The sequence below is a fragment of the Streptomyces justiciae genome, from assembly GCF_015163075.1.
Lineage (GTDB): Bacteria > Actinomycetota > Actinomycetes > Streptomycetales > Streptomycetaceae > Streptomyces > Streptomyces justiciae.
Map to the genome: position 1 here is coordinate 719,823 of NZ_JADDXU010000003.1, position 26,987 is coordinate 746,809.

18 protein-coding genes and 3 tRNA genes are annotated in these 26,987 nt (G+C 68.9%); 9 read left to right on the top strand and 12 right to left on the bottom strand.

Features of this window, described 5'->3' with window-relative positions; all coding sequences use genetic code 11:
* Positions 1–110 precede the first annotated feature (110 nt).
* The gene (locus tag IQ210_RS11645; protein WP_194078819.1) at positions 111–2,891 is read right to left on the bottom strand and encodes an nSTAND1 domain-containing NTPase; all 2,781 of its coding nucleotides are present in this window, start codon (positions 2,889–2,891) and stop codon (positions 111–113) included.
* A gap of 404 nt (positions 2,892–3,295) precedes the next feature.
* On the opposite strand from IQ210_RS11645, the gene IQ210_RS11650 reads away from it, so the two are divergent.
* A tRNA-Ser gene (locus tag IQ210_RS11650) sits at positions 3,296–3,384 on the top strand.
* 83 nt (positions 3,385–3,467) lie between these two features.
* Here IQ210_RS11650 and IQ210_RS11655 read toward each other — a convergent pair.
* The 3 genes from IQ210_RS11655 to IQ210_RS11665 form a co-directional block, all read right to left on the bottom strand.
* A complete protein-coding gene (locus IQ210_RS11655) occupies positions 3,468–7,610 on the bottom strand; it encodes a tetratricopeptide repeat protein (protein WP_194078820.1) in 4,143 nt (1,380 codons plus the stop codon).
* A gap of 180 nt (positions 7,611–7,790) precedes the next feature.
* The gene (locus IQ210_RS11660) at positions 7,791–8,222 is read right to left on the bottom strand and encodes a hypothetical protein (RefSeq protein WP_194078821.1); all 432 of its coding nucleotides are present in this window, start codon (positions 8,220–8,222) and stop codon (positions 7,791–7,793) included.
* Between the two features lie 152 nt (positions 8,223–8,374).
* The gene (locus IQ210_RS11665; protein ID WP_194078822.1) at positions 8,375–9,298 is read right to left on the bottom strand and encodes a bifunctional DNA primase/polymerase; all 924 of its coding nucleotides are present in this window, start codon (positions 9,296–9,298) and stop codon (positions 8,375–8,377) included.
* Between the two features lie 349 nt (positions 9,299–9,647).
* Here IQ210_RS11665 and IQ210_RS11670 point away from each other — a divergent pair, with 349 nt between their 5' ends.
* The 6 genes from IQ210_RS11670 (at position 9,648) to IQ210_RS11695 (ending at position 15,553) form a co-directional block, all read left to right on the top strand.
* Positions 9,648–9,962, top strand: coding sequence for a hypothetical protein (locus IQ210_RS11670; protein WP_194078823.1), 315 nt, complete (start codon positions 9,648–9,650; stop codon positions 9,960–9,962).
* A gap of 338 nt (positions 9,963–10,300) precedes the next feature.
* Positions 10,301–11,266 (top strand): bifunctional MaoC family dehydratase N-terminal/OB-fold nucleic acid binding domain-containing protein, encoded by a 966-nt coding sequence (locus tag IQ210_RS11675; RefSeq protein WP_194078824.1) that lies wholly within the window; start codon positions 10,301–10,303, stop codon positions 11,264–11,266.
* Positions 11,263–11,769 (top strand): MaoC family dehydratase, encoded by a 507-nt coding sequence (locus tag IQ210_RS11680; protein WP_194078825.1) that lies wholly within the window; start codon positions 11,263–11,265, stop codon positions 11,767–11,769. Before IQ210_RS11675 ends, IQ210_RS11680 begins: the two co-directional genes overlap by 4 nt.
* Positions 11,766–12,932, top strand: coding sequence for a lipid-transfer protein (locus IQ210_RS11685; RefSeq protein WP_194078826.1), 1,167 nt, complete (start codon positions 11,766–11,768; stop codon positions 12,930–12,932). The genes IQ210_RS11680 and IQ210_RS11685 overlap by 4 nt, the downstream gene beginning before the upstream one ends.
* Positions 12,933–13,176: 244 nt before the next feature.
* Positions 13,177–13,743: a SigE family RNA polymerase sigma factor gene (locus IQ210_RS11690; protein ID WP_194078827.1), complete on the top strand. Its 567-nt coding sequence runs from the start codon at positions 13,177–13,179 to the stop codon at positions 13,741–13,743.
* 133 nt (positions 13,744–13,876) lie between these two features.
* Positions 13,877–15,553, top strand: coding sequence for a long-chain fatty acid--CoA ligase (locus IQ210_RS11695; protein WP_194078828.1), 1,677 nt, complete (start codon positions 13,877–13,879; stop codon positions 15,551–15,553).
* 37 nt (positions 15,554–15,590) lie between these two features.
* Here the strand turns inward: IQ210_RS11695 and IQ210_RS11700 are convergent, their stop codons facing one another.
* Both IQ210_RS11700 and IQ210_RS11705 read right to left on the bottom strand, forming a co-directional pair.
* On the bottom strand, positions 15,591–20,099 hold the full coding sequence (locus tag IQ210_RS11700; protein WP_194078829.1) for a hybrid sensor histidine kinase/response regulator: 4,509 nt from the start codon (positions 20,097–20,099) through the stop codon (positions 15,591–15,593).
* A 280-nt stretch (positions 20,100–20,379) separates the two neighbouring features.
* On the bottom strand, positions 20,380–20,853 hold the full coding sequence (locus tag IQ210_RS11705; RefSeq protein WP_194078830.1) for an SSI family serine proteinase inhibitor: 474 nt from the start codon (positions 20,851–20,853) through the stop codon (positions 20,380–20,382).
* Positions 20,854–21,024: 171 nt separating this feature from the next.
* On the opposite strand from IQ210_RS11705, the gene IQ210_RS11710 reads away from it, so the two are divergent.
* Both IQ210_RS11710 and IQ210_RS11715 read left to right on the top strand, forming a co-directional pair.
* Positions 21,025–21,115 (top strand) — tRNA-Ser (locus IQ210_RS11710).
* A 189-nt stretch (positions 21,116–21,304) separates the two neighbouring features.
* Positions 21,305–21,377 (top strand) — tRNA-Arg (locus IQ210_RS11715).
* A gap of 80 nt (positions 21,378–21,457) precedes the next feature.
* Here IQ210_RS11715 and IQ210_RS11720 read toward each other — a convergent pair.
* From IQ210_RS11720 to IQ210_RS11745, 6 genes are all read right to left on the bottom strand, one after another.
* Complete coding sequence (locus IQ210_RS11720; protein WP_194078831.1) at positions 21,458–22,741, bottom strand: tyrosine-type recombinase/integrase; 1,284 nt, start codon at positions 22,739–22,741, stop codon at positions 21,458–21,460.
* Positions 22,741–22,938 carry a helix-turn-helix domain-containing protein gene (locus IQ210_RS11725; RefSeq protein WP_194078832.1) on the bottom strand — a complete coding sequence of 66 codons (198 nt, stop codon included), beginning with the start codon at positions 22,936–22,938 and terminating at the stop codon, positions 22,741–22,743. Before IQ210_RS11725 ends, IQ210_RS11720 begins: the two co-directional genes overlap by 1 nt.
* Before the next feature lie 468 nt (positions 22,939–23,406).
* Positions 23,407–24,879 (bottom strand): ATP-binding protein, encoded by a 1,473-nt coding sequence (locus IQ210_RS11730; protein ID WP_194078833.1) that lies wholly within the window; start codon positions 24,877–24,879, stop codon positions 23,407–23,409.
* A 2-nt stretch (positions 24,880–24,881) separates the two neighbouring features.
* The gene (locus tag IQ210_RS11735) at positions 24,882–25,721 is read right to left on the bottom strand and encodes a bifunctional DNA primase/polymerase (RefSeq protein WP_194078834.1); all 840 of its coding nucleotides are present in this window, start codon (positions 25,719–25,721) and stop codon (positions 24,882–24,884) included.
* Positions 25,718–26,410 carry a DNA cytosine methyltransferase gene (locus IQ210_RS11740; protein WP_194078835.1) on the bottom strand — a complete coding sequence of 231 codons (693 nt, stop codon included), beginning with the start codon at positions 26,408–26,410 and terminating at the stop codon, positions 25,718–25,720. Before IQ210_RS11740 ends, IQ210_RS11735 begins: the two co-directional genes overlap by 4 nt.
* 90 nt (positions 26,411–26,500) lie before the next feature.
* On the bottom strand, positions 26,501–26,977 hold the full coding sequence (locus IQ210_RS11745; RefSeq protein ID WP_194078836.1) for a hypothetical protein: 477 nt from the start codon (positions 26,975–26,977) through the stop codon (positions 26,501–26,503).
* Positions 26,978–26,987 lie beyond the last annotated feature (10 nt).

Here is a 26,987-nt window from a genome sequence, read left to right on the forward strand (position 1 = left end):
TCATTAGACCGAGGTGACGTGAGCCTGCGGTCAACCGCACCCATGATGTAGACAATGGCGCTTTTTAAAGCGGTGCAGACACTCGGCTTACTCGGGCCCGTCCACGTGATTTAGAATAGGCGAAATGTCTCCTCTTCGTCTGTGGACGGGTCAAATCCCCGAGCGCGCAGAACCTGTATACCTGCTCTCTTAGCCCAAGCCCGAAAATCTTTGCCCACTTTCGATGTGGTCGACTCTCCCCATGTAGCGCCAATAGCGTTTTGGATAGCGAGTCCCAAGTGGTAGTTGCTTACCTGGGGGTCGCTTTGGATCAAATTCAAGGCCGGAGCGCCACCAGCAAGTCGTTGCAGAGCCGCAAGAATTCTTGTTGGAATCACTTGCCCAGAGCTATCAATTATGCCATCTGTTATGTGAATATCGCCATTCAATTGGCGAGCGAGGTTCAAGGTCAGAAGTTCAGTCACCGCTCGACGCTGAGTCCGTGGAAGCGCACTGTACTGGCGGGCTGTCATCGGGCTGCTTGACAACTGCCTAAGAAGATCAAAAGCACTCTTCGGTGTACGCAGCGTGAAGGATTCACCATTTCTGCTCTGTGTGCGCCCTCCGCGTAAAGTGACGGCGGGTACATAGCCATCCGGAGGGACTTGGAGTTGGTCGCTATCCATGATTGCTAGTCCAGCATAATGGAACCACATCGCGAAGGAACGGGCGTACTCCAACCAGGACTTCGGCTGGGCCTCTACGGCGGGAAAGACATTGGTTAGTTCCCGTGAGTACATGGAAACGGTGACTCTGTCACCATGTCGCTCAGCAAGGCCAAGGAACGCCGAGTAAGCCCTATTTCTCCTCAAAGCAGAAGCGACCCTCCGCCTCATCTCTGCTTCAATGTCGACTGCTTGAAGCACCTCATCCAGCAACTTCACTCGGTTCGGCTCGTAGGCGGTCAATCCGAAGAGTCGAGGTTCGCGTGAGCGGTTATAAATGACCTTGGTGCTTACATTAAGTTCATTGGCAAGGTCACTGACGGAGGCGTCTCCTCCTGCTGCCAAAACTGCATAGAGCAACTCTGCCACGGCGCGTGGGCTTTGGCGGACGATGTAGGAGTCTTCGATCGGCACCCGGCCCGTGTTTAGGAAGTCCCTGAAAGTGTCCCAGTATGTATCCAGCTTTCCAGCCAGGGCGACAACTAGGCGCGAGTCGAGTAGAGATTGGATGGCACTACTGTTGTATCTCTCCGTGACTTCAATGGCGGATACTGGGGCGAATCTTGCAATGTGGCGAAGCGCCTCATTCTCTACGGGGGATAGGCCGGAAAGGTCGGAGTCGAAGAGGCTCTGCACGTTCAAGGCTTCGCTGACAAGTTGCTCCTGGCTCTTCTGCCGCGCCTGCAGTTCTCGGATGATATGGCCGCTCAGTTTCTTGAACAGCCATGGAAGTCCTTGAGAATACTCTCTGAGCCTCTGTCGCAAGTCGCGAGAGAGCGATGTGCCAAGCTTCTTCTCCAGACGACGGAGGAGAGTTTCGATCTCGCGTGCCCTCATGGGGCCTACTGAAATGAAAGTGCTGCTACTTCTAATTTCGTCACGAAGTCTGAATGGATGAGATTCCGTCCACGCCACAAGGTCTGTTTTCCAAGCAAAACCAACGAGAGCCGGAATCTCTGAGTCCCGAACCATGAGTGTCAGGTCCCTGAACTCTTGAGTCATTCGTTGATCTTGAAACACGTTTTCGAACTGATCAAAGAATACCAGGAAGGGCTTGGATTCGTTCGTCCATTTTGCTCTTTGGAGAGTCCATACGGCACTGGCCAAGCTCGCCCACGAGCAGTCCGTCGGCAGTTCGAGTATGTCCAGCGCTTCCGCTTCATACGCGGCTACTCGAAGTACTTCACTGATGAATCGTGCAGACGTAGCGGTTCGGCTGTCTACAACAATGGCGTATCCGCCACGAGTTTCTACGATCTTCTTAAGCTGCAGAGCGAGCGAACTTTTACCCCAGCCAGACTGTGCGTTAAGGACGAGGGAGCCTTTGTGCTGACTAACAAACGTCTCCAAGTCTTGAACTGCTGATCCCCGCCCCACGAAATACTCAGGCGAAGCCGGCAGTTGGTATTCGAAATCCTCGGAACTTCCTCTAACTCGCACAATTGTCGGAAGGGTATCTTCTTCGTGTGCGGTGGGAATTACACGCGTTCCCTCACTCTGGGCGGTTCGGATGGTAAGGCCCGTTGCGTAGGGGTCTCCCTCCAATAGTTCGACAACCGGGTCGGGTACAACTTTGCCTTCGACAGCCCAGACTAGGACTGAGTCAGCGCGATGTGTTTCACTGTCTAGGGATTTAGCGCAGCTGTAAATACCGTATTGGGTGATGATGACCGCTGGATCGCTAAATAGATTTGCGGCGGTCTGGCTTTCTGTGGGCGGATCTGTTATCAGGCCCCTCCCTTTTAGGAGGTCGACTACGTCCGTGACATTGAAGTACCTGAAAAGCTTGTCCTTGGCCATCGCCTTTCTTGCCACTTCTTCACCTTCGGTGACAAGTCGCGGTAGGGCAAAAAAGTATCCGAAGACGTTGTCATCTCCCTCGTATCGCGCCAACTGAAGTTTCCCGAGAAACGATGTGCATGCCTGTGCGCGGACGTTGGAAGTGTAAGCCTTGCACTCCACTACCGCCTTTTGGCGCGTGATCGTGCTTGTGGCCGTGATGTCAATTTCGATGCTGTCGGAATGCACATTCAGGTCGCTTGTTGTGGGCGCCTCATAGCCGTACTCGTGCAACAGGAGTGCAACGAAGCTCTCGAATAGATGACCTTTGGCGTTGTTGCGGGCGGCGACCGTGTCTCCCGCTGCGAGAACCAGCACCTGGTGATCTTGTACGGCAAGGCGCTCCATCACATCAGGGTAGCTGTGAGGTGTGACATCAGGGATGACCTTGGCGTAACCGGACTTCCTTGTATCGGCGAGCAGTTGCTGTGGAGACCTGCGCAGAGGCCCACACCTTGGAGCCGTCGTTCTACGTGGCCAGGTCGAGGAGAAGCGGCCGGCTGTTGTGCGCGTGGTCCGGATGAGGCGCACCAGTGTCCACGCTCTGCCGCCACGGGCGCGGGAACCAGGGGCGACCGATGCGGTCGGTACGACCATAGGCTGCCCGGTGTCGGCGTGAGCCTTGGCCCAAGCGGCGATGCGGAAGGATCTTGCGTTGGGTAGGAGGCAGTGGACCCCGTGTGGACCATGAGCCCCGTGGGAAGCCGAAGGCCGGTAGGCGGTAGCCGCTCCACCGCAGGTGGGACGGGGCCGAGGTGGGTTGCCCGAGCGGCCTAAGGGAACGGTCTTGAAAACCGTCGTGGCAGCGATGTCACCGTGGGTTCAAATCCCACCGCTTCCGCGGTGAGTTTCAGAGTGGTGCGAATGGCCCCTGACCTGGTGTTGGTCGGGGGTCGTTTGTGTGTTGGAGGGGCGCGGGGCGGGCTACGGCTGGCCTGTGGGGGCGGTGTCTTCCTGCTGGGGTTGTGTGGCGTCCATGAGCGCTGTTGCTAGTGCGTCGTCTGCCAGCAGGTCGTTGAGGCGGGAGCGGAAGGCGTCGTCGCCGAGGAGGGCTCTTTGCTCCTGGAGGCAGTAGAGGGCCACTTTGGGTGGCCTTCCGATCTCCAGCTGAAGCGACAGACCCTGGAGTGTGTAGTACATGCCCTCTGCGGGGCGTTGCTGCTTGGTGCGGAGTACACCCCGCTGAAGGTAGCTGTCGGCGATGCTGGCGCGGTCGCCGAGCTCTTCGAGGATGGTGAGGGAGGCGCGGTAGCGTTCTTCGGCTTGTTGGTAGTCCTCCCGCAGCTCCGCGTTGATGCCGAGTTGGTGCAATGTGATGGCGATGCCGGCGCGGTCGCCGCGCTCTTCGTTGATGGTGAGGGAGGCGCGGTAGCGTTCGTCGGCTTGCTCGTAGTCCCCCTGCTGCTGCGCGATGATGCCGAGCTGGTGCAATGTGATGGCGATGCCGGCGCGGTCGCTGAGCTCTTCGTGGATGGTGAGGGAGGCGCGGTAGCGTTCTTCGGCTTGCTGGTGATCCCCCCGCAGCTCCGCGATGCTGCCGAGTTGGCCGTAGCTCTTGGCGATGCCGGCGCGGTCGCTGAGCTCTTCGTTGATGGTGAGGGAGGCGCGGTAGCGTTCTTCGGCTTGCTGATAGTTCCCCCGCAGTTCCGCGATCCTGCCGAGCTGGTGGTAGACGCTGGCGATGCCGGCGCGGTCGCTGAGCTCTTCGTCGATGGTGAGGGAGGCGCGGTAGCGTTCTTCGGCTTGCTGGTAGTCCCCCTGCTGCTGCGCGATGATGCCGAGCTGGTGGATGTAGGCGGAGGCGGAGCGGGAACGGCTCGGAACCCAGCCGAGAGTTTCCTCGATGAGGTGTTGTTCCCAGCCCCAGGCACCCCAAGTGTGCAGCTGATCGCACACCCCCTGAGTGACAGAATCGGCTTGGTCGTGGTCGTCGGCCTGGTGATGGTGGTCACGTACCTCGATGAGTTGGTTGATGTCCTCGACGCGAGACTGTGGCCATACGTTGACCCGCCACTGCCAGTAGGCGGCGGCCCGACGGTGGGCGGCTTTGAGGTCGTCGGGGTGGGCACGTCGGCGAAGAGCATCGGCGGTCCAGTTGTGGACCGTGAAACCGGTGGGTGTGCTGCCCGGCTCGTCCTGGGGTGAGGGAGCCGGGGAGAGCAGCCCGAGGAACAGCAGTCGTTTCAGCGCGTTGGCTGCCTGGTCATCCAGGGTGACCGGGGGCCGATGGAGTTCCTCCCAGGCGGCTTTGTATGCCCTGACCAACTCGGGCGGTACGTCATCCCAGCTTTCGGGCCCAGCTTCGGTCGCCTGGTCCTCGGCGATGCGCGCCTCCACAGCCTCAAGGCGCCGTACAAGAGCGGCGTCTAGCTCAGGCGCCGTAGTGGGCCCAGACAGCTGCCACGCCGCTCCGGTCAGATCGACCGGCATGCGATACACAGTCATGCCGTCCAGCAGCACTCGGGCTCCAGGCACGTCATCGAGCCGACTGAGCAAGCTGTCGAGGAGCACGTCGTCTACCGAGAGTGTGACGGTCTCTGCCAACGCCCTGTCCAGATTTCCTCGGGCACCCGCGAGCCAGCGCTTGGGATCAGGGATGCCGCGGGCCTTCAGCGCGTTCTCCATACGGCGGGCGATGTCGGGGAACCGGGCTTCGCCGCCGCGCAGCAGCGCGTCGAGGTACTCCAGGGCGCGCGGGTGGCCGCCGACGTCGGTGTACGCGCGCCGCTGGTCGGCTGGGCTCAGGGCGGCCAGGCCGTCCAGGCGCCAGATGAGCTTGCGGGTCTCCGCCAGGGACAGGGGCCCCAGATGATGGGCGAGGAGCCGTTCGTCGGCCTGTCGGGGGAGTTGGAACGGGTGACGGCTGGTGATCAGCAGCCGGGTGCGCGGGCTTGCCTCGGTCCACGCGGCCAGGAGTTCCGCGAACTCCGCGTCCTTCATCTGACGGTCGTCGTCGGACGAGGAGGGGTCCAGGAGGTCCTCGGCGTTGTCGACGATCATCAGCAGACGCACTCGGGGCAGGACGAATTGACGGATCAGCTGCCACCGGTCCCGCCAGGGCGAGCTCGCGTCCGCCAGGGCCGCCGGGACGCGCCGCAACGGGTCCGTCTCCGGCAGATCCTCCGTCACCAGGCAGTACGCCAGGAGGCGTTGGCGCAGGGTCTCCAGAACGGCGTCGACCGTCCGGGTCGTGGCGGCGGAGACCGGCACGATCACCTGGTCGTGCGTCTCGTAGTGGTGCAGCAGTTCGGCCGCCAGGGTCGATTTGCCGACGCCTCCCATGCCGTGCACCAGCACTCCCGCCCGGTCGGGGTCACGCAGCGCGGACAGCAGGCCGCGCAGCTCGGCGCGGCGGCCGACGAAATCGCCGACCTTGCGCACCACCATGCCCTCGTCCAGCACGGTTTCCGCCGGCACCGGCACCCGATCGGCACTGTGCGCCCGGTCGAAGAGCGGCAAGGGCGGCCCGGCCAGAAACAGTGCCGGGGTCGCCCACTCGGGCCAGGCGGCGCGCGGGTCCTGGTCCGGCAGTTGCAAGCGCCGCGCCTCCAGCACGCGGCGGGCCTGGGAGAGGGCGGTCAGCGGGTTGGGGTGTTCGGCGCGGGCCAGCCGCTGGTACATCTCCGCGGCGAGTTCGGTGGCGTAGTGGTCCGTGACGGAGTCGGTCATCGCCAGCACCGCCGGGACGCCGTGCGCCAGCAACTCGCGCGCGAGACCGGCTCGTACCCGGCCCTCCTCGCTGGCGGCGGGATCGGTGCCCGAGGCGTTCTGCTGCTGTGCGGGAGCGCGCGCGGTCGAACAACCGGCCAGCACCACCAGCGGAACTCCCCGATCGCTCGGCAGCGCCTCCGCAAGGAACCGCTGCGCGTCGACCTCGTCCGCCTTGCCCCGCTCGTCCTCCAGCAGCAGGACACCCGGCTCGGCATGGCAGGACAGATGGAGGATGTGGAAGCGTTCCTGCTCCAGGGCTGTCCGGATCTCGGCCACGCTGCCCCAGTTCAGCACCCGTACGTACGCACCCTGCCGGGAGCGCGCGGGGTCGACCGCGTCCAGGATGCGGCCCAGCTCCAGCTCGTAGTCGAGCAGCTCACCCCCGCCCGACTCCGGACTGGCCACCACCGCCAGAATCCGCAGCGGCCCCGGCACCCGCACCGCGACCGGCGAGCACTCGCCACGCACCGTGCGATACAGCTCGACCTGCTCCGACAGCACCAGCGGGCGCGCCATACCCGGGACGGTCAGGGTCTCCCACGGCAGATCCACCCACTCCGGGTCGTCCACCGCGAGCCCGATTCGCAACGACGTATGACGGGCCCGGGCCAGTCGCTCATGCTCGACCATCGCCGCCGCGACCGCGCCGCCCGCGAACCGTTCGCCGAGTACTTTCCCCGTTACGGCCAGCGCCCCCGCAGGCCCTCCCAATGCGGCGGTCTCCATGAGCAGCCGTCGCGTGGGTACGCCTTCCAAGGCCGCGGCGCGGGCCCGGTGCAGCGTCCCCAACCGCTGCTGCAGCTCTTCGTCGTCGCCGCCCTGCGGCACGGAGATCTCCTGGCCCGCAGCGCTGAAACACACCGAGTCCGTGCCGATCCGTAACTCCGCCCGGGTGGGCCCGTCCGGCCTGTAGATCACCGAGTCGGGCACCACCAGCGGCTCGCCTCTCCCGGGGCGCTGCGCCGACGGCTTCCTGCGTACCGCCTGCTCCACTTGTCGTACGAGATCCAAGTACTGGTCAGACGAAGCCCACTCGCGGAAGTCGACGTACAGCCGGGAAGCGATGAACGGCGGCAACTCCGCCTCTCCGACCACGACGGGGATGAGGCGCTTGCCCTGCTCCACCGCGCCCGTCATGGCGGCGGCGAACTCCTCGCCGCACCACCCGGACTCGATCCAGTAGGGGCTGACGACGGCCACCACGGCGTCGGCGTTCGCCAGCCCTTCCTGCAGCTGCGACGCCACGAGCCGGCCGCCGGCCATCTCCCACTGGTCCAGCCATACATCGAGGCCCAGCCGATGAAGGTTCTCCGCCAGGGTCTTCGCCCACGCGCCGTCCTTGTGCGCGTAGGACACGAACACATCGAATCGCCCGACATCAGCCACACCGCACCCCCGAACCGGGCACCCCCGTGCACCGTGCGCGCCCCCGGTCACTGCCCCCAAGCTGGCCCACACAGTAGGGCACGGCACGGGCCCGTACGTCTGGAATGACGTGATTGCCCGTCAGGTGCCGGGTCAAACGAGCCGCACCCGCTACAGCTCGTGATCTTTTGCCAGTTCCTCCCACGCCACGTCCCGGAGCCCGTCCTCGGCATCGCACCCCGACGGCACCTGGGTCGTCGGCTGGAACCAGATGACCGTGAGGGCCGATCGGTACAGGACCGGGTCATGGGACGGGTTCAGGGCGTGGGAGCGGAAGCTGCCCACGCAGGCCACCGAGGGCATGACCTCCACCGGACCGAAACCTCCCGCGTACTGGTCGGGGTACTCGCGCGGCGGCGGGACCAGGTGGACCGGCGAACTCGGGAACTCCCGAGCGGCCGACCGCAACAGACCCTGGATCTTCATCTCGTTGACCAGCTTGCAGGGGTAGCCCTCGAGCATTCCGCCGTAGGTCGAGGAGAGCCGCAGCTCGGAGAGGTCGACGCTGCGGCCGGACGTGAGGACGATGCGGGCCAGGGACATGGTCGGGACTCTAGGGCGGCGGTGCATGGGTGTTCCTCTGGATTTTCCGGCCGGCGCCCCGGCTCGCGCTGTTCTTTCGGTTCTTCGGTTCTTCGGTTCCCTCGGCTCCTTCGCTGATGTGTGCGACGGCCGCTGATGGGTGCGACGACCGACTACGGCCGGTGTCCCGTCATGCGGGCCGCCGAGGCGATCGTGGCGCGGGCCTCGCGTTCGGAGAGGCCGGTGTTGAGGGCCGCCTCGACCAGGGGGTCCACGAGGGCGGGGCCGATGCCGTCCTCGTAGGCGCGGCAGGCCGCCCAGAACAGGCGGGTGTTGCGCTGGCCCTCGTGCGCGGCGAGCACGAACTGGACGAGGCCCTGTCCGTGGTCGCCGGTGGACGCGGGTGTGGGGTGGTGGGGGGTGCGGGGCGGCGGGAGCAGGAGGCGCAGGAGGGCCGGCGGGCAGGCCGCGGGGGCGAGGCGGGCCGTGCCGGGGGCCGTCGCGTACACGCCGTGGTCGGTGCGGGAGCCGGGGCCGACGAGATAGCCGCCGGCGCCGCGGATGTCGATGCCGGGCGCCAGCCGGCCGGCCGAGTTGGGGACGACCACGTCCGGCGGGCCGCTCAGCCACAGATGGCGGCCGCCGCTCGGGGTCACCACGACCACCGTGGCGGGGATCGTGAAGAGGTGGCGCAGGGCCAGTTCGCGCAGGGCCGCGGAGGAGTCCGTACCGGATTTGGTGTCGAGGTCGACGCCGATCAGATGGTGGGGCGGGAGGCCGCACGCGATGCCGTAGCCGGTCGCCCAGGGGGCCGCGGCGAACAGTTCGCGGATGCGGGCCGGGTCGGTGGCGGCGTCGTAGACCCCGTGCCCGAAGCGGCCGCACTCGCCGTGGCAGGGCGGGTTCGGTGCGGGCTCGGGGCTCCCGGAGGCGGCGGAAGCGGCGGAGGCCTCGGGGGTCTGGGGTTCGTCGCGGTGCGGGGAGCGCAGCGCCGGGAGCTTCGTCCGGGACAGGGGGATGACGGCCAGTCCGCGTTCGGCGGCGGACAGGGCGTGTGCGAGGGCCAGCGTCGTGGCCTGCCGGTCTGTGGTGGCCATGCCTCCATTTTCGTACGAGTGTTCGAAAAAGGGAAGGGAGTTCGGGGGCGACTCGCCGGGCGGGGCGGATTGGCCGGAAAACCGCCGGAACGCTTCACCTCTTGCGGCGCTTGGGGCGGACATGCCCCGACCAGGCTGGTCTGATGCTGTAGATCGCGAAAGGGGTTTATCGACTTGTCCTCACGCTTCAGGGGGAATGGGGGCTTCCGGGGTGGTTCGCCGGGGATTCGGTGGGCAACTCTGGTCTCGCGACGTCGTGAACGACACCGAGGTGGTCGGCCAACTGCCTTGGAAACAGCCTTACTTGACGTACTTCCGGCTCAAGAGGCCGGGTTCTGGAGGAAGAAACATGGCAAGCATCCGTACCGCCCGCGTCATCGCCGCCGTCTCCGCCCTTCCGCTCGCCGCGGCCCTGTTCACCGGCGTCGCGGCGGCGGACAACGGCGGCTTCGCGGACGACGGATCGAACGCGGGTGTCGCGAGCATCGTCGGCAGCGGGGTCGGCGGCACCAACAACGGCAACTCGTCCACCACGCAGCAGAACGCGGTCGGCTCCGGCGCCACGAACCAGAGCAACACCGCCCAGGTCAACGGCTCCGCGTTCACGGCCATCAATCAGGGCAACGACAACACGTCCGTCCATTTCACCCCGCTGTGGTGGTGAGCCGAAGGCGTGAGCTGAGGACGTGAACTGAAGGGAAGGTCGGCCGACCGGGGGGTCGGCCGGCCTGGTCAAACGGGTGTGCTCCGAGGGGTGGGCGTACGGCTGCGCGGTGGTGCTTCGGCGCCACCGCGCAGCCGTTTTCGCATGGGTGGGGTGGGCGGCGTGGTCCTTGCCGCCGATGACCTTGACAGCTCCTGCTATCTGACGGACAGTCAGAAATCTTCGCGAAGTTCGTGGCCGGTTGGTGGGAACCCGGGCGGCGGCAGCGGTGTACCAGAAATGACAGAACGCGACGGGCGGGACGGCGGGGACGAGAAAGACAGAGGGGGCTGAGGTCCATGGCACACGAGCGGCGGGCGGACGACGAGTTGGGCAGGCGACTGAAGGCGTACGAGGGACAGGCCGCCGCCGTCTCCGCCGCCGGCAAGGACCCCGTCAACGCGCCCATGATCCGGCACTGGTGCGAGGCCATGGGCGACACCAACCCGGCGTACACCGGCCCGGACGCCATAGCGCCCCCCACCATGCTCCAGGCATGGACCATGGGCGGCCTCTCCGGTCATACGGGCCGCTCGTCGGCGTACGACGAACTACTCACCCTCCTCGACGAGTCGGGCTGCACCTCGGTCGTCGCCACGGACTGCGAGCAGGAGTACGTCCGCCCGCTGCGCCCCGGCGACGAGATCACGTTCGACGCGGTCATCGAGTCCGTGTCCGACCGCAAGACGACAAAACTCGGCACGGGTTACTTCGTCACGACCCGCATGGACATCCGCGTGGGCCCAGCGCTGGCCGGCACCCATCGCTTCCGCATCCTCAAGTACGCACCGGCACGAGGGAAGGAGGGGGCGCGGCAGGAGACGGCTCCGCACAAGAGCCCCCCGCGCCCCCACCCCGTGGTCAACCGCGACAACGCCGGCTTCTGGGAGGGCGTTCGCGAGCGCCGTCTCCTGATCCAGCGCTGCACCGCCTGCTCCACCCTGCGTCACCCCTGGCTGCCCGGCTGCGCCACCTGCGGACACCCGGAGTGGGACACGGTCGAGGCGAGCGGGACGGGCGAGGTCTATTCGTACGTCGTCATGCACCACCCGCCCTTCCCGGCCTTCGACCCTCCGTATGCGGTCGCCCTGATAGAGCTCACGGAAGGCGTGCGAATGATCAGCAACGTGATCGGGGTGCCGTACGACGAGGTGCGGATCGGTATGCCGGTGCGGCTCGAATTCCAGGTGTACGACGAGGAGTTGGTGCTCCCGGTCTTCCGTGCCGAGGAGAGCCGCGTCGCCGTCGAGGGGAGGACCGCATGAAACCCGGCGAGCAACTCCCGCCGCTGGAGATCCCGGTGACCCGAACCCTGGTCGTCGCCGGGGCCATCGCCTCCCGCGACTACCAGGACGTGCACCACGACGCCGAGACGGCCCGGCAGAAGGGCTCCCCCGACATCTTCATGAACATCCTGACCACCAACGGCCTGGTCGGCCGCTACATCACCGACCACTTCGGCCCGACGGCCGTACTGCGCCGCGTGGCCATCCGGCTGGGGGCGCCCAACTACCCGGGGGACACGATGGTGTTGAGAGGCACGGTCGAGGAGGTCGCCGAGGCCTCGGGCGGCGCCACGGCGACGGTCCGCGTGATCGGGGAGAACGGCATCGGCAGACATGTCACTGGCACGGTGACGGTCACGGTCCCTTCGGAAGCCGACGTGCCCTCAGAAGCAGCCGACGTGCCCTCAGAGGCAACCGCCGGCCCCTCGGAGGCAACGGCCGGCCCCTCGGAGGCAACCGCCCCCGCAGGAGGTGCCGCATGAGCGTGCGCACCCGGGATGCCCTCGGTGGGCGGGCGGCGATCGTCGGTGTCGGGGCCACGGAGTTCTCCAAGGAGTCCGGCCGCAGTGAGCTGAAGCTGGCCGTCGAGGCGGTGCGGGCCGCGCTGGACGATGCCGGGCTGACGCCGGCCGACGTGGACGGGATGGTGACGTTCACGATGGACACCAGCCCGGAGATCACGGTCGCCCAGGCCTGCGGGATCGGCGAGCTGTCGTTCTTCTCCCGCGTCCACTACGGCGGCGGCGCGGCCTGTGCGACGGTCCAGCAGGCGGCGCTGGCCGTGGCGACCGGCGTGGCCGAGGTGGTGGTCTGCTACCGCGCCTTCAACGAACGCTCGGGGCGTCGCTTCGGCTCCGGCGTGCAGCACCGGGAACCCTCCGCGGAGGGCGTCGCGCTCGGCTGGTCGTTGCCGTTCGGGCTGCTCACGCCGGCGTCCTGGGTGGCGATGGCGGCCCAGCGTTATCTCCACACGTACGGCCTGACACCGGAGGCCTTCGGGCCGGTGGCCGTCACCGCGCGCAGACACGCGGCGACCAACCCGGCGGCGTACTTCCACGGCCGCCCCATCACCCTCGCCGACCACGCCGCCTCGCGCTGGATCGTCGAGCCGCTCCGCCTCCTCGACTGCTGCCAGGAGACGGACGGCGGCCAGGCCCTGGTCGTCACCTCGCTGGAGCGGGCGCGGGACCTGCCGAACCCGCCAGCCGTCGTGGCCGCTGCCGCGCAGGGAGCGGGCCGGGCCCAGGAGCAGATGACCAGCTTCTACCGCGACGACCTGACCGGCCTGCCGGAGATGGGGGTGGTGGCCCGCCAGCTGTGGCGGACGTCGGGCCTCACCCCGGCCGACATCGACGTGGGCATCCTGTACGACCACTTCACGCCGTTCGTGCTGATGCAACTGGAGGAGTTCGGGTTCTGCGGGAAGGGGGAGGCGGCGGAGTTCGTGGCGGAGGGGAGACTGCCGCTGAACACGCACGGGGGACAGCTGGGGGAGGCGTATCTGCACGGGATGAACGGAATGGCGGAGGCTGTGCGTCAGATCAGGGGGACGGCTGTGAACCCCATATCCTCGGCCCGCCGGGTCCTGGTGACGGCGGGGACGGGAGTACCGACGTCGGGGCTGGTGCTCACGGCGGACGGATGACGCCCGTTTCATGCCGTGGGACGACCTCCCAGAGGCCATCCCTCAGCCTCCCCGGGACGACCTTCCCGAGGCCATCCCCCATGCCTCCCTGGGACGAGCCCCCAGGGGTCATCCCGCAGTAGTTCCCACCCCCTCGTCCACCCTCAGGAGGTGGAGCCACCCCCACCCCTACAACCTGAGGCGGAGTCGTCTTCGGGACCTGCGGCCGATGAGCCGGAGGCCCCCTCGCTCCTAGCGTTGAGCCATGACCACACCCGTCTGCACCAGCGCTTCGGACGCCGCAGTACCGGCGAGGCAGACCCGCCCGTATGCGACGTACCCCTCCTTCTCGTCGTACGTGAAGGCACGCCAACCGGTGCTGCTGCGTACTGCCCGGTCGCTGACCGCGAACCCGAGCGATGCCGAGGACCTGCTGCAGACCGCGCTCACCAAGACGTATGTCGCCTGGGAGCGGATCGAGGACCACCGTGCGCTCGACGGCTATGTGCGCCGCGCGCTGCTGAACACGCGCACGTCGCAGTGGCGCAAGCGCAAGGTGGACGAGTTCGCGACCGACGAGATCCCGGAGCCCGAGCCGCTGCCCGGCGGCGACGACCCGGCGGAGCAGCAGGCGCTGCACGACGCGATGTGGCGGGCGATCATGAAGCTGCCGGCGCGGCAGCGGGCGATGGTCGTCCTGAGGTACTACGAGGATCTGAGCGAGGTGCAGACGGCGGAGGTGCTCGGGGTATCGGTGGGGACCGTGAAGTCGGCGGTGTCGCGAGCGCTGGGCAAACTGCGCGAGGACCCGGAGCTGGGCCTGGTCCGCTAGGGGTCTGTGACGGGCTCTCCCGGTAGCGCCGCCCCGCTGTGAACGCAACGTGACGTGATCGATCACCGTTCACTAGTGACATACCGCGCGGTATGTGAGCAGAATCAGCCCAACCCTTACTACCGCGTAGGCAATGTCGCCCCGGGAGGACGCCGTGCTGAGCACCATGCAGGACGTACCGCTGCTGATCTCGAGGATCCTGACCCACGGGTCCACGATCCACGGCACATCGCAGGTGACCACCTGGACCGGTGAGAGCGAGCCGCACCGCCGCTCCTTCGCCGAGGTCGGCGCCCGCGCGGCCCAGCTGGCGCACGCGCTCCGTGATGACCTGGGTGTCGCCGACGACGATCGGGTCGCGACCCTCGCCTGGAACAACGCCGAGCATGTCGAGGCCTACTTCGCGATCCCCTCCATGGGCGCGATCCTGCACACGCTGAACCTGCGGCTCCCGGCCGAGCAGCTGGTGTGGATCGTCAACCACGCGGCCGACCGGGTGGTGATCGCCAACGGTTCGCTGCTGCCGCTGCTCGCCCCGCTGCTCCCGCACCTGAAGACGGTGGAGCACGTGGTGGTGACCGGCCCCGGCGACCGTTCGCTCCTCGAGGGCTCCCACGCGAGCGTGCACGAGTACGAGGAACTGCTCGCGGGCAAGCCGACGACCTACGACTGGCCGGAGCTGGACGAGCGCCAGGCCGCCGCCATGTGCTACACCTCCGGTACCACGGGCGACCCCAAGGGCGTGGTCTACAGCCACCGTTCGATCTACCTGCACTCCATGCAGGTCAACATGGCCCAGTCGATGGGCCTGACCGACCAGGACACCTCCCTCGTCGTGGTCCCGCAGTTCCACGTGAACGCCTGGGGCCTGCCGCACGCCACCTTCATGACCGGCGTGAACCTGCTGATGCCGGACCGCTTCCTCCAGCCCGCGCCGCTCGCCGAGATGATCGAGCGCGAGAAGCCGACGCACGCGGCGGCCGTGCCCACCATCTGGCAGGGCCTGCTCGCCGAGCTGACCGCCAAGCCCCGGGACGTCTCCTCCCTCGGCCAGGTCACCATCGGCGGCTCGGCCTGTCCGCCCTCCCTCATGGAGGCCTTCGACAAGCTCGGCATGCGGGTCTGCCACGCCTGGGGCATGACGGAGACCTCCCCGCTCGGCACCATCGCCCGCCCGCCGGCCCATGTGGTCGGCACGGACGCGGAGTTCGCGTACCGGCTCACCCAGGGCCGTTTCCCGGCCGGCGTCGAGGCCCGCCTCACCGGCCCCGGCGGCGAGCGCCTGCCCTGGGACGGCGAGTCGGCCGGTGAGCTGGAGGTCCGCGGCACCTGGATCGCGGGCGCGTACTACAACGGCCCGGACGCCGAACCCCTGCGCCCCGCCGACAAGTTCAGCGAGGACGGCTGGCTGAAGACCGGCGACGTCGGCACCATCTCCCCCGACGGCTTCCTCACCCTCACCGACCGCGCCAAGGACGTCATCAAGTCCGGCGGCGAGTGGATCTCCTCGGTGGAGCTGGAGAACGCGCTGATGTCCCACCCGGACGTCGCCGAGGCCGCCGTGGTCGCCGTACCCGACGAGAAGTGGGGCGAGCGCCCCCTCGCCACGGTCGTCCTCAAGGAGGGCTCCACCGCGACCTTCGAGACCCTGCGCGCCTTCCTCGCCGACGAGGGCCACATCGCCAAGTGGCAGCTCCCGGAGCGCTGGACGGTCATCGAGTCGGTCCCGAAGACGAGCGTGGGCAAGTTCGACAAGAAGGTGATCCGCAAGCAGTACGCGGAGGGCACCCTGGACGTCACCAAGCTCTAGAAGACCCCTGTCGGCACCAACTGGCCTGCAAAAAGGCTCAGTTGGTGCCGATGCGTGCCAGCAGGTCCACGATCCGCGCCTGCACCTCGGCGCTGGTCGACCGCTCCGCCAGGAACAGCACCGTCTCCCCGGACGCCAGCCGCGGCAGGTCGGCCTGGTCGACGGCGGCGGTGTAGACGACGAGCGGGGTGCGGTTGAGCTGCCCGTTCGCGCGCAGCCAGTCCACGATCCCGGCCTGCCGCCGATGCACCTGCAACAGGTCCATCACCACCAGGTTCGGCCGGAACTGCCCCGCCAGCGTCACCGCGTCGGCATCGCTCGCGGCCCGCGCCACCTGCATCCCGCGCCGCTCCAGCGTCGCCGTCAGCGCCAGCGCGATCTCCGCGTGCTCCTCGATCAGCAGCACCCGCGGCGGATGCTGCTCACTGTCCCGCGGCGCGAGCGCCTTCAGCAGTACGGCGGGGTCGGCGCCGTACGCCGCCTCGCGCGTCGCCTGCCCGAGCCCCGCGGTCACCATCACCGGCACCTGCGCGGTGACGGCGGCCTCCCGCAGCGACTGCAACGCGGTCCGCGTGATCGGCCCGGTCAGCGGGTCCACGAACAGCGCGGCCGGGAAGGCGGCGATCTGCGCGTCGACCTCCTCGCGCGAGTGCACGATGACGGGCCGATAGCCGCGGTCGCTCAGCGCCTGCTGGGTCGTCACGTCCGGCGCGGGCCACACCAGCAGCCGACGCGGGTTGTCCAGCGGCTCCGGCGGCAGCTCGTCGTCCATCGGCTGCGGCCGCGGCGGATCGGCGACCTCCACCGCCCCGCCCGGCCCGTCCAGCGGCTCGGGTCCCTCGGCGGCGTTCTCGTCCGGCGCCCCTATGGCGTACGACCGTCCGGTGCCCTCGGTCATCTGCGCGAGCCGCGACTGCCCGGCGAGCGACGGCTGCGCGGCCGCAGCCGCAGGGGCCTCCGCGGTGGGGTGCGGCCGACCGGCGGCCGGGTCGGGCGGCGTGCCGAGCTTGCGGCGCCGTCCGGAACCGCCCGGCTGATGCGGCGCCGGCGTGGCGGCCTGCGGCTGCTGCACCTGGGCGGCCTGCCGCGTGAACGGCACCCCCTGCCCCAGCGTCCGCACACTGATGGCCCGCCCCTGCGTGGAGTTCGGGTCGACGGGAGCGGCGGGGGTGGCACTCGCAGCGGCCTCGGCAGGCAGCGGCTGAGCGGCACGCGCCTGCGCCGCACCGGCACCGGCCTCGGGCGGCAACGGCGTGCCGGGCGCGGGAGTGCCGGCGGCCTGCACGGGCTGCGGCGCGTTCGGCGGTACGGGGACGCCCTCGCCGTTCGCCGGTACGGCAACCCCGGCAACCCCTGCGCCCTCGGTGCCGGCCCAGGCCTGCGACGCGGCGGCCTCCGCCGGAAGCGGCTGCGCGGGAGCGGCTGCCGGAGCCGACGCCTGCGCGGGCAACGCGGTCTGACCGGTGGCGTTCTGCGGGGACGTGGGAGCGGCCGCGCCAGGAGCGACCCCCTGCGCCGGCACCGGCTGAGCGGACACCGGCTGCCCCGGAGCCGCGGTCGCCTGAACGCCCTGCGCTGCGGTGGTCGCCTGCTGCTGCGCCGGAACGCCCGGCGCGGGCGTCGCCCCGACGGTCTCCGCCGGCTGACCCACGGCCCGCCGACGCCGACCGGTCGGCGCGCTCGCGGGATGCGGCTGCGGCGGAGTGTGGTCCTCGGACTGATCGTGCGGCACCGCGTCGTGCCGCCCGTCGTCGACCAGCCCGCCGGCGGGCACGGCCTGCCCGGGAACGTGTACGGCGACCTGGGCGCCGGGCACCTGCGGAGGCACCGCGGCCTGAGCCTGAGCCTGAACCGGCATCTGAGCCTGAACCGGCATCTGAGCCGGAACCGGCATCTGAGCCGGAACCGAAACCGGCGCGGCCCCCGTCCCCTGAGCCGGAACCGGCGCGGACACCGGCACCTGCGGCTGCCCGGGAACCTGAGGTGTCCCGGCGACCTGAGACTGCCCAGGAACTTGAGGCGCCCCGGCAACCTGTGGCTGCCCGGCAACCTGCGGTGCTCCAGGAACCTGAGGCTGCCCGGCAACCTGCGAAGGCACCTCGGCCACCTGCCCCGGCACCTCGCCCCCGGCCACCTCGGGCCCCCGGTCCGCCTCCGCCGGCGGCAGCGCGAACACCGCACGCGGCCCCGCCTCCTGCGCGGCCGCACGCTCGTTCGCCGCGGCGAGGGCGCGGCGCCGACGCCCGGTCGGCTGAGCCTCCCCACCGGCCCCGTCCCCGGACGCCACGGCGGGCAACGCCGGCGGCAACGCGTGCTGCGCAGCCACAGGCACTCCCTGCGGGGAGACTCCCTGCGGCGGCACCCCCTGCGACGGCACTCCCCGCGGCGGTACGGTCCCACCCAGCCCACTGCCCACAGCCGCGGTCCCCGCGGCATGCTCGGCGGCGGTCACGACGGCACCCTCGGAGACACCGGCACCAGCGGCAACGGCCGCGGCCGCACCCGCGGCCACCTCACCACCGGCAACGGCAACCTCGGCAGGCCGCCCCCGCCGCCGCCCGGTACCCCCGGACGCGGGCGCGGACGCGGACTCTTCGGCCGTCTGAGCCGCCTGGCCCGCCGTAACCGGCGTCGCCTCCTCCGCCGTACGCCTCCTGCGCCGCCCGGTCGGAACGCCGGCCGGAGCGTCGCCCCCGGCGCCACCGCCCTCACCCGAGCCCTCGGCGGAGCCGTCCGACTCGGCCAGGTCCTCGCTCTCCAGGAACGCGTCCGTCGACGCCCGCCGAGCCCGGCGCCGCCCGCCCCCCTCGGTGGCCTCCGGGGCCGCCTCGATCGCGGCCGGCCCAGCGGCGGCAGCGGCAGCGGCAGCGGCCGGAACGGCCCCCGCCCCACCCCCGATCGGCACCTCAAGGACGTACGCGCTCCCGCTCATCCCCGGCACTTCATGGGTCTGGAGCACACCACCGTGCGCCCGCACGATCCCGCGCACGATCGGCTCGTGCACCGGGTCTCCCCCGGCGTACGGCCCGCGCACCTCGATGCGTACGACCTCACCGCGCTGGGCGGCGGCCACCACGACGGTGTTGTCCATGTAACCGCCCGCCGAGACGGGCGCGTTACCGGTCGCGTCGACGCCGGCGACGTCGGCGACGAGGTGGGCGAGGGCGCGGGCGAGCAGCGAGTGGTCGACCTCGGCCTCGATGGGCGGCGCGTGCACGGCGAACTGGACACGTCCGGGCCCGATGAGCTCGACGGCCCCTTCGACGCCCGCCGCGACGACGGCGTCGAGCATCACCTTGGTCCGTGTGATGCCGTCGGTGCCCGCGTCGAGCCGCTGGTAGGCGAGGACGTTGTCGATGAGCTGGGTGATCCGCGAGTACCCGGCGGACAGGTGGTGCAGGACCTGGTTGGCCTCGGGCCACAACTGCCCGGCGTCGTCGGCGGCGAGGGTGGCCAGTTCGCGGCGGAGTTCGTCGAGGGGACCGCGCAGGGAGGCGCCGAGCAGCGTCAGCAGCTGCTCGTGCCGGCCGGCGAGCGCCTCGTACCGGTCCTTCTCGCGCTCGCCGAGGGCGGCGTACCGCTCCTCGCCGGCGGCGAGTTCCTCCGCGTGCCGTTCCTGGAGTTCCTCGACCTCGGTGACGTGCTTCTGGCGCAGCGCGGTGAGTTCGGAGGCGTGCTCCTCCGAAAGCCGTTCGAGCTCGTCCGCATGCTGCTTCTCGACGGCGGCCTTCTCCTCGGCGAGCGCGTCGTACGGCCGCCGGTCGGTGAAGGTCATGACGGCGCCGACGAGCTGGTCGCCGTCCCGTACCGGAGCGGTCGTCAGGTCGACGGAGACCTTCTCGCCCTTCTTCGACCACACCACCTGCCCGCGCACCCGGTGCTTGCGCCCGGAGCGCAGGGTGTCGGCGAGCGGGGACTCCTCGTACGGGAAGGGCGTGCCGTCGGCGCGCGAGTGCAGCATCAGCTCGTGCAGCTCGCGTCCGCCGAGGTCGCTGGCCCGGTAGCCCAGTATCTGGGCGGCGGCCGGGTTGACGAGGACGATCCGCCCGTCGGTGTCGGTCCCGACGACTCCCTCCGCGGCGGCGCGCAGGATCATCTCGGTCTGGCGCTGGGAGCGGGCCAGCTCGGCCTCGGTGTCGACGGTGCCGGTGAGGTCGCGTACGACGAGCATCAGCAGTTCGTCGCCGCTGTAGCCGTAGCTGTCGTAGGCCTGCTGGCCGTTCTCCAGGTTGGCGCTGGTGACCTCGACGGGGAACTCGACCCCGTCGGTCCGGCGCGCGATCATCCGCGTCGGCTTGGTCCGCCCGGCCGGGTCCATGTGGTCGGGCCGCCGCATGGAGCCCGGGATCAGCTTGGAGTCGAACTCGGGCAGCAGATCGAGCAGCCCGCGCCCCACGAGCGCGGTGCCCGGGGCCTCGAAGGCCTCCAGCGCGATCGTGTTGGCGTTGACGACGGTCCCATTGGCGTTGACCAGCACCAACGCGTCGGGCAGCGCGTCGAGTATGGCTGCGAGGCGAGCAGCGCCTCGGGATGGCCTGCTGCTCACGAGACGCTTCCTCCCTGTTACCGCACCTTGCCGACCGCTCGGGCCATCTTGCCAACCGGTCCGCAGCGTGTCACGCGAGGGAGTCTAAGGGCTGCGGTTGCGCGCGCGGCCCCGGATGAGAGGGAGGTCGCACGACGAAGTGACGCAGAACGTGTGACCGCATCCCGCGACCTCTCGCTTCGTCTCCGCGGGACCCTCGCGCCGTTTTCACGTCCCCGCTGATTCCGCCATGAAATGCCTGTGCGAACACGACGGGTGTACGCGACCTCTCGCCATGGCCTCACGCCCGCAGGTCGGGCAGCAGCGGCACCATCCGGTCCCACCGCCCGATCTCGCACCCGTTGCTGCGGTCGTACGTCGCCTCGACGGGTCGCCCGGCCCAGGTCCCGGTGACATGCGCGGTGGCGGGGCCGCCGTACTGCATGGTGCAGAGGCTGTCGTCGGGTACGGGGGCGAAGGCGTCCTTGCCCCAGTGGGTGCCGCGGTCGAGCGCGGCGCAGGCGCGGCCGGCGTCGGGGTGGGTGCCGCCTCCGGGGTGGCAATACAGCTCGAAGGTGCCGTCCCTTCCGCCGCCGGCGTTCCGGACGGTGACGGTGAGGTGGTCGCCGGTGCCGAGGTCGTCGCGGGCGGGCGGCGGCATGCGGTCCAGGGCGGCGGCGGGCGAGGCGGCCAGGGAGCCGACGGCGACGAGGGAGGAGGCGCCGGCGACGAGCAGCCGGGCGAACGGGGCGCGGGACTTCCGGAACAGGGACATGACCTGACTAACGCCGCCCGCCCCGGCCGGTTGCGGCACGGCCCGGCGACGGCGAGAAGAGCTTTGCCCTGCGGCCCGCCTGCCTAGTACCGTGGGAGGCGATTGGTGACACCACGCTCGACTGTGTCATCATCTGCACGCACCACTCGCGCTCGCGCGGGCGGCTGTGCTGGAGGCGTCGCCTAGTCCGGTCTATGGCGCCGCACTGCTAATGCGGTTTGGGCCTTAAAGCCCATCGAGGGTTCAAATCCCTCCGCCTCCGCGCTTGATCACGAAGCCCCGGTCCCCGGACCGGGGCTTCGTCGTTGTCTCTACGGGCCCCTGGACGGTGTTTCCGCAGGTCACAAGGGGTGCGGCAAACGGATTTCACATGGCGGCGGCAGTCATGTAATGTTCTTCCTGTCGCCGCGAGCGGCCCGGAAGGGCAAGGAACGGCGGGAAAACAAAACAAGCACTCGTAGCTTAACGGATAGAGCATCTGACTACGGATCAGAAGGTTGCAGGTTCGAATCCTGCCGAGTGCACACAGGTCAAAGGCCCCTTGGGATCATCCCAAGGGGCCTTTGACATCAGCGGCTGACATCAACGCGGTCGGAAACGGCGCCTATTCGTCGTTGGCCGGTTCCTCTCCGCCCTCCGTTTTCCCCTCCGGCTCGTCGAGGTTGAGCGCGTCGTCCATCCGCTCAGCGGCGGCGCGGAGCGTCGTGTCCATCACGTGCGCGTAGGTGTCCAGCGTCATCGTGATCGTGCTGTGCCCGAGCGTCTCCATGATCGTGCGAGCGTCGACCCCCTGAGCCAGCAGGAGCGAGGCGCAGGTGTGCCGGAGGTCGTGGACACGTACGCGCGGCACGTGCGCGTTCTTGCAGAGGGTGGTCAGCACACGGTTGAGGCTGCGGGGATCGGTGACGCGACCGGTCACTGTCGTGAAGATCAGCCCGTTCGGCTGCCCGGGGGTGGCCTGCCACTTCTTGCCCGCCACCTTGCGCTCCCGCTCCTGCTGACTGCGGTGCTCTGTGAGCGCTCGTACGCAGTGCCTCGGAAGCGGCACCGTGCGGGTGGACCGCGTCGTCTTCGGAGTGCCGAAGATCAACTCTCGCCGGATGCGCTGCACGTTCCGGCGGACTCGGAGCTGACCATTCGTGAGGTCAACGTCCGACCATGTGAGTGCGAGCGCCTCACCCCTGCGCAGGCCGGTCGACACGAGCAGGAGCCACAGGGCGTACAGGCGGTGAGATCTGGCGGTCTTGAGCAACAGACGGGCTTCAGCAGCGTCCAGGGGGCGCACCTCCTTGGGAGTCACGGTAGGGGTCTCCACGATCCGGGCGACGTTGCGGGCAATCAGTTCCTCGCGCATCGCCTGCTGGAGAGCGGACCGTAGGACAGCGTGGATGTACTGGACGGTGCGCGCAGACGGGAGACGCTTGCAGCACCTACCCACGGCGCAGCAGGAACGCTTGCCCTCGGGCCGCTCGTGGTCGGCGCCCCGGAGGCAGCACAGGCACGAGGTCTTGAACTCCGTGAGGAAGCGGCGCACATCCGCCGGGGTGAGCCGGTTCAGCTTCTTCTTGCCGAGTGCCGGCCGGATGTAGAGGCGAGTGAGCCCCTCGTAGCTGCTGAGCGTGGACGGCTTCAGCCGCTGCGGAGCGATGGTGGCGAGCCAGTATGTGAGGTAGTCGCCGAGCGCCATGGTGGACGATGCGGCAGGGATGCCCTGCCGGGTCTTCTCCTGCATCTCCGTGAGCTTGTCGGCTACTTCTTCGCGGGTTTTGCCGTAGACGAACTTCCGGGTGCGTGTTCCGTCGGGACGGTAGACGTAGGCGGCGGCCTGGTAGCGACCGTCCGTGCGCTTGGTGATCGTTCCCTCGCCGTTGGCGCGTCGCTTGGCCATCAGGCTGCTTCCTCCAGTCGGTCACGCATGTAGTTGCGTACGGCGTCGACCGGGATGCGGCGGGCGCGGCCGGACGTGTAGCTCGGGAGCTGCTTCGAGCGAATGAGGTCGTAGATCTTGCTGCGGCTCAGGCGTAGTGCCGCCATGGCTTCAGCGACGGTCAGTGCTTGGGGCTCGTCGGGTACGAGGGTGAGCACGCGGCTACCTCCGGTCTGGGGGCGGGGCCTGCGAATGGGCCGCGCTCAGGACGCGCGCGCCCGTGTGTGTCCGAGGTGCGGATTTCTGCGTCACCGCGTCACCTGCGTCATTCAGGGTGTCTGACCTGCGGTTTTTTGGTGACGCAGCGGGGGTGGGCTGCGTCATCGGTGACGCAGGCTGTTCGTCATCGGTGACGCAGGTGACGCAGGGGTGACGCAGCCGAAGGGCTCTGCGTCACCCCTGTCTGCGCAGGTCACATGCTGTTTGCGGGGTGTTGGTGACGCAGGTGACGCAGCGTTCCCCTACTTAGGAAAAAAGAGGGGGTGTCTGTAGTGGTGCGGTGCGGCTCAGGACGTGAAGAAGGAGCCGCTGCGCGGCACGTCCTACGGGCGGCGCCAGGGCGCCGAACAGCAAGAAGAGCACCCGTTCGCGGCGAGGCGTGCTCTTCTTGCTTGTCGCAGGTGCGGTCAGAACGTCTGCTGTTCGTGCTGGGGTGCGGCGGCGGTGCGGGTCATTTCGAGGTAGCGGCCCTCTTTGGTGCGCCCGGAGTCGATGAGGACGCCCCGGGCGGCAAGGGTGGGCTGGAGCCGCTTGAGGCGGTCGGAGAGGACTTTGCCGGTGGTCGGCCACCCTTTGGGCAGCGCGCGGCAGTCTTCGCCGCTGTAGAGGAGGTTGAGGCAGTGCAGCCACTCGGTGGACGTCCTGCGCTGCGCTTCCCCCGGCTCGATGGTGTCGGCATGGCGCAGGACGGTCTGTGCCAAGAGGTCGCCTTCGATGACGTCGTCGTTGAGGTCGTCGAGACTGGCCCGGTAGGCGGCGAGCGCCCCCCAGCCGGTGGCGCCGTCGAGTTGCGCGCACAGGTGGGCGAAGTCCGCCATGCGCAGGTCGGTGGGTGTCTCCGCGTCCACGGCGCGGACCTTGACCGTGAGGTCCAGGAGCGAGCCGAGGACGACGGGCAGCACCTGCGCGTACTCCGTCCACAGTTCGGCTTCCGTGCGGCGCACCTTCGGGCGTTCCAGGCGCAGCGGCAGGAGCCGTTCGGCGAGGTCGGGGCGGATGACGCCGACGTCGATTCCGGTCAGCAGCAGGGGGCGGCGGTAGCCGAGGCGGTAGACGTCGCCGTCGGTGAACAGTGCGCGTTTGACGCTCTCGGCCCCGGTGACGATGCAGCACATCGCATCGGAGAGGTCGGGGGTCATGTAGGAGAGGTTGTCCAGCGCGGTGACCCATCCTGCCGCGACCGCTGCGATCAGGTTCTCCTCATCCTTCGGCGCGCGGCGCAGGTCACCGGTCATCCCTTCGATGATGCGGACGAGCATGCGTCCGCCGGTGGACTTGCCGGCGCCCTGGGGGCCGGTGAGGAACGGGGCGGGCACGGGCACGGACGGTCCGAGGCAGCCGATGAGCCAGGCGAGGGCCAGGCACTCGGTCTCCGCCGTGGCGAAGTTGCACAGCCCGAGCAGAAGATCGATTCCTTTGCCGTTCGTGTCCCGCGCGGGCAGCGGCAGTTCGCCCGTGAGCTGGGTGCGCCGCCAGCACACCTCGCGCGGGTCGGGGACCTTGATGTCCCATCCGGTGGGGTGGATGCGGACGGACTGTCCGTCGGCGCGGCCTAGGTCCAGCCAGGTGGCCCCGTCGTATCCGGGGGCGACGCGGATGTGCACGGGCTGTACGTCCTCGGACAGCGCGAGTGCTTCGATCAAGTCCAACGCCTCCTTGAGTGCCGTGCCGTTGAAGACGCCGACCCCGTCTTTGAAGAGGCCGACCATGAGTTCCTGGCGGTGGCTTCCGGTGGTGCCCTGGGAGCGGATGGGGCGGGCGACGGGGTGGCCGTTCTTCTGTGCGTAGACGGTGCCGTCGGCGGTGCGGAAGTAGCGGAAGTGGGAGTGCGCGTAGTCGGCGATGACCTCGCGAGCGGGGTTCTTGTCGTCGTCGGACATGCTCAGAGTCCCAACCTGGTGCGGGCGTTGGTCCATGCGTCGGTGCAGTGCCGGGCCGTTTCGCCTTTGGCCTGCGCGGCGGTGAACAGCCGGGCAACGTGTGCTTCGGTGAGGCAGCCGCATCCGCCGTGGGTGGAGAGCACGGCGAGGAACGTGCGGTAGACCGTCGCGTGGATCTCGCTGCGGGCTTCCGTGATGCGCTGCTCCGCCATGGAGAGGCCACGGGCGAGGTAGGCGGGAGTGCGGTGCGGGCAGGCGCCCCGAATGCCCGGTACGGGCACTGTGAGGCTCTGTGGCGCCCTGTGAGGCTTCGGTGCCTGCTTTACCACCAGCGAGCGCACAACGTCCGGCAGCGGCGCCGTGGCGCCCTCGCCGGGGGCGACCCAACGGGCGTACTGCATAAGGGACTTGACGTCCACGCCGGGCCGGACCGCATTCGAGGACGGCATGGTCCCCAGGTAGAACCAGTGCTCACCCCGGGTCGTCGGAACGGTACGCGTGGCGGGCAGGGTGGCACGGGCCCACTCGATGGCGTCCGTGCTGTCGAGGTCGACGATGGTAAGTCCTGCGCCGCCGGGGTGGTAGGCCACGGCCGCCGCCTCCCGCCATGCTCGCGCCCACCCAGGGGAGTTGAGGACGTGGGGGTCGGTGGTGGCCGCCGCCCATCCGTGGCACGGGGCCGGGCAGGCGCAGCGGCCGGGGGTCCGCATGTTCGGCCGGCCGCCGCACGCGTTGCGGGCGCAGGTCGGGCAGTTCCCGAACGGCAGCTTCCCCGCCCGTAACGGCAGCACGGGCAGACCGCCGGCCGCGAGCCGCAGGGCGGTGTGCAGGTGCTCGCTCATGCGGCCACCTCCCATTCCGGAGCAAGCTGCGCGAGTGCGGCACGGCCGATGTGCTGGGCATAGGCGGGCGGGATGCATTCGCGGATGCCGTCGCGGTTCATCCACGGCACCCCGAGCACCTCGCGGGCGAGGGCGACGCCGGAGAAGTTGCCGACGAACTGCCCGTAGTGGCCGGGCGGGACGGGGCGGCCCATCTTGGCCTGCGGCACCAGATGCACAGAGTGCTCCGGCTGATCCAGATGGAAGCCGCCGCCGGTCTCGAAGTAGCGGTGGCGGTAGTTGGCCAGGCGGAACATCTGCCCGCACAGCATCACCGGCTTGTGCAGCTTCGGGACGGCGCCGCGCACGTTCTCCATCACCCATGGCCGTCCGGTGGCTTCCAGGGCGGCACGGGTGGGGGCGATCAGGTCCGGGTGGGTGTTGCCCTGGAGGCGCTGGCACTCGCTGTCGTGCTGGCAGGGCGGTGAAGCGTGGATGAAGTCAAACTCTGCACCGTGGGCGCGCACGAACGCGATGGCGTCGGCCTGGATGAACCGGAAGGGGTAGCGGGGCTGCGGGGCGATGTCGACGCCGGTCACGTCGAACCCGGCGTCGCCGTAACCCTTTCCGGCGCCGCCCTGGCAGCAGTACAGATCCAGCAGGCGGGGCCTGTAGCCGGGTACTCGCCGGATGTCGGTGGGTTGCGTCATGCTGGGAGACCTCCAACAGGTCTGTAGAGGACTGGAGACAAGGGCGACCCCGCGACTTTGGCGAGACGTGAGGGGTCGCCCTTGGCGTAACTAATGGCGGTTGTTGGTCCGGGCCCACACGCCGCGCGTGGTGGTGTGGGTGTGGTGCTGTTCCTGGTGGATGGGCCCGGTGTAGTGCTGGTGGATCTCAGGGGCGGGCTTGGCCCTGGTGGCGAGGCGGGCGAGGGCGAGCACGAGGGCGGTCGGGGCACCGAAGACGAGTCCGCACACGATCGGGTCGGCGAACTGCGAGACGTACATGAGCACGGCCGCCGTGCCGCCGACCATGGTGGTCGCGGTGCCGCCGGCGAGCATGACGATGCTTGCGTCGGTGGCGCCCTGACTCATCGGGGGCCGTCCGGGCTGTGCGACGGGCGGGGTGTCGCCGTGGGCAGGGATGGGGGTGTGGTCGCGGTAGGCCGTGGGCCGGTAGGCGTCGTCGATGATCCGGCGCGCCTCCGCGTCGGCCACGTCCGCGCTCATCCGGACGTCGGAACGAGGGGTCTCAGGGGCGTGTTCGGGGTACATGCGGAATCCC

Bases quoted from the DNA above. Each gene is read 5' to 3' on its own strand.
- IQ210_RS11645 (WP_194078819.1), bottom strand. From the start codon at position 2,891: ATGGAGCGCCTTGCCGTACAAGATCACCAGGTGCTGGTTCTCGCAGCG.
- IQ210_RS11660 (WP_194078821.1), bottom strand. From the start codon at position 8,222: ATGTCCCTGGCCCGCATCGTCCTCACGTCCGGCCGCAGCGTCGACCTC.
- IQ210_RS11665 (WP_194078822.1), bottom strand. From the start codon at position 9,298: ATGGCCACCACAGACCGGCAGGCCACGACGCTGGCCCTCGCACACGCC.
- IQ210_RS11670 (WP_194078823.1), top strand. From the start codon at position 9,648: ATGGCAAGCATCCGTACCGCCCGCGTCATCGCCGCCGTCTCCGCCCTT.
- IQ210_RS11675 (WP_194078824.1), top strand. From the start codon at position 10,301: ATGGCACACGAGCGGCGGGCGGACGACGAGTTGGGCAGGCGACTGAAG.
- IQ210_RS11680 (WP_194078825.1), top strand. From the start codon at position 11,263: ATGAAACCCGGCGAGCAACTCCCGCCGCTGGAGATCCCGGTGACCCGA.
- IQ210_RS11685 (WP_194078826.1), top strand. From the start codon at position 11,766: ATGAGCGTGCGCACCCGGGATGCCCTCGGTGGGCGGGCGGCGATCGTC.
- IQ210_RS11690 (WP_194078827.1), top strand. From the start codon at position 13,177: ATGACCACACCCGTCTGCACCAGCGCTTCGGACGCCGCAGTACCGGCG.
- IQ210_RS11695 (WP_194078828.1), top strand. From the start codon at position 13,877: ATGTCGCCCCGGGAGGACGCCGTGCTGAGCACCATGCAGGACGTACCG.
- IQ210_RS11705 (WP_194078830.1), bottom strand. From the start codon at position 20,853: ATGTCCCTGTTCCGGAAGTCCCGCGCCCCGTTCGCCCGGCTGCTCGTC.
- IQ210_RS11720 (WP_194078831.1), bottom strand. From the start codon at position 22,741: ATGGCCAAGCGACGCGCCAACGGCGAGGGAACGATCACCAAGCGCACG.
- IQ210_RS11730 (WP_194078833.1), bottom strand. From the start codon at position 24,879: ATGTCCGACGACGACAAGAACCCCGCTCGCGAGGTCATCGCCGACTAC.
- IQ210_RS11735 (WP_194078834.1), bottom strand. From the start codon at position 25,721: ATGAGCGAGCACCTGCACACCGCCCTGCGGCTCGCGGCCGGCGGTCTG.
- IQ210_RS11740 (WP_194078835.1), bottom strand. From the start codon at position 26,410: ATGACGCAACCCACCGACATCCGGCGAGTACCCGGCTACAGGCCCCGC.
- IQ210_RS11745 (WP_194078836.1), bottom strand. From the start codon at position 26,977: ATGTACCCCGAACACGCCCCTGAGACCCCTCGTTCCGACGTCCGGATG.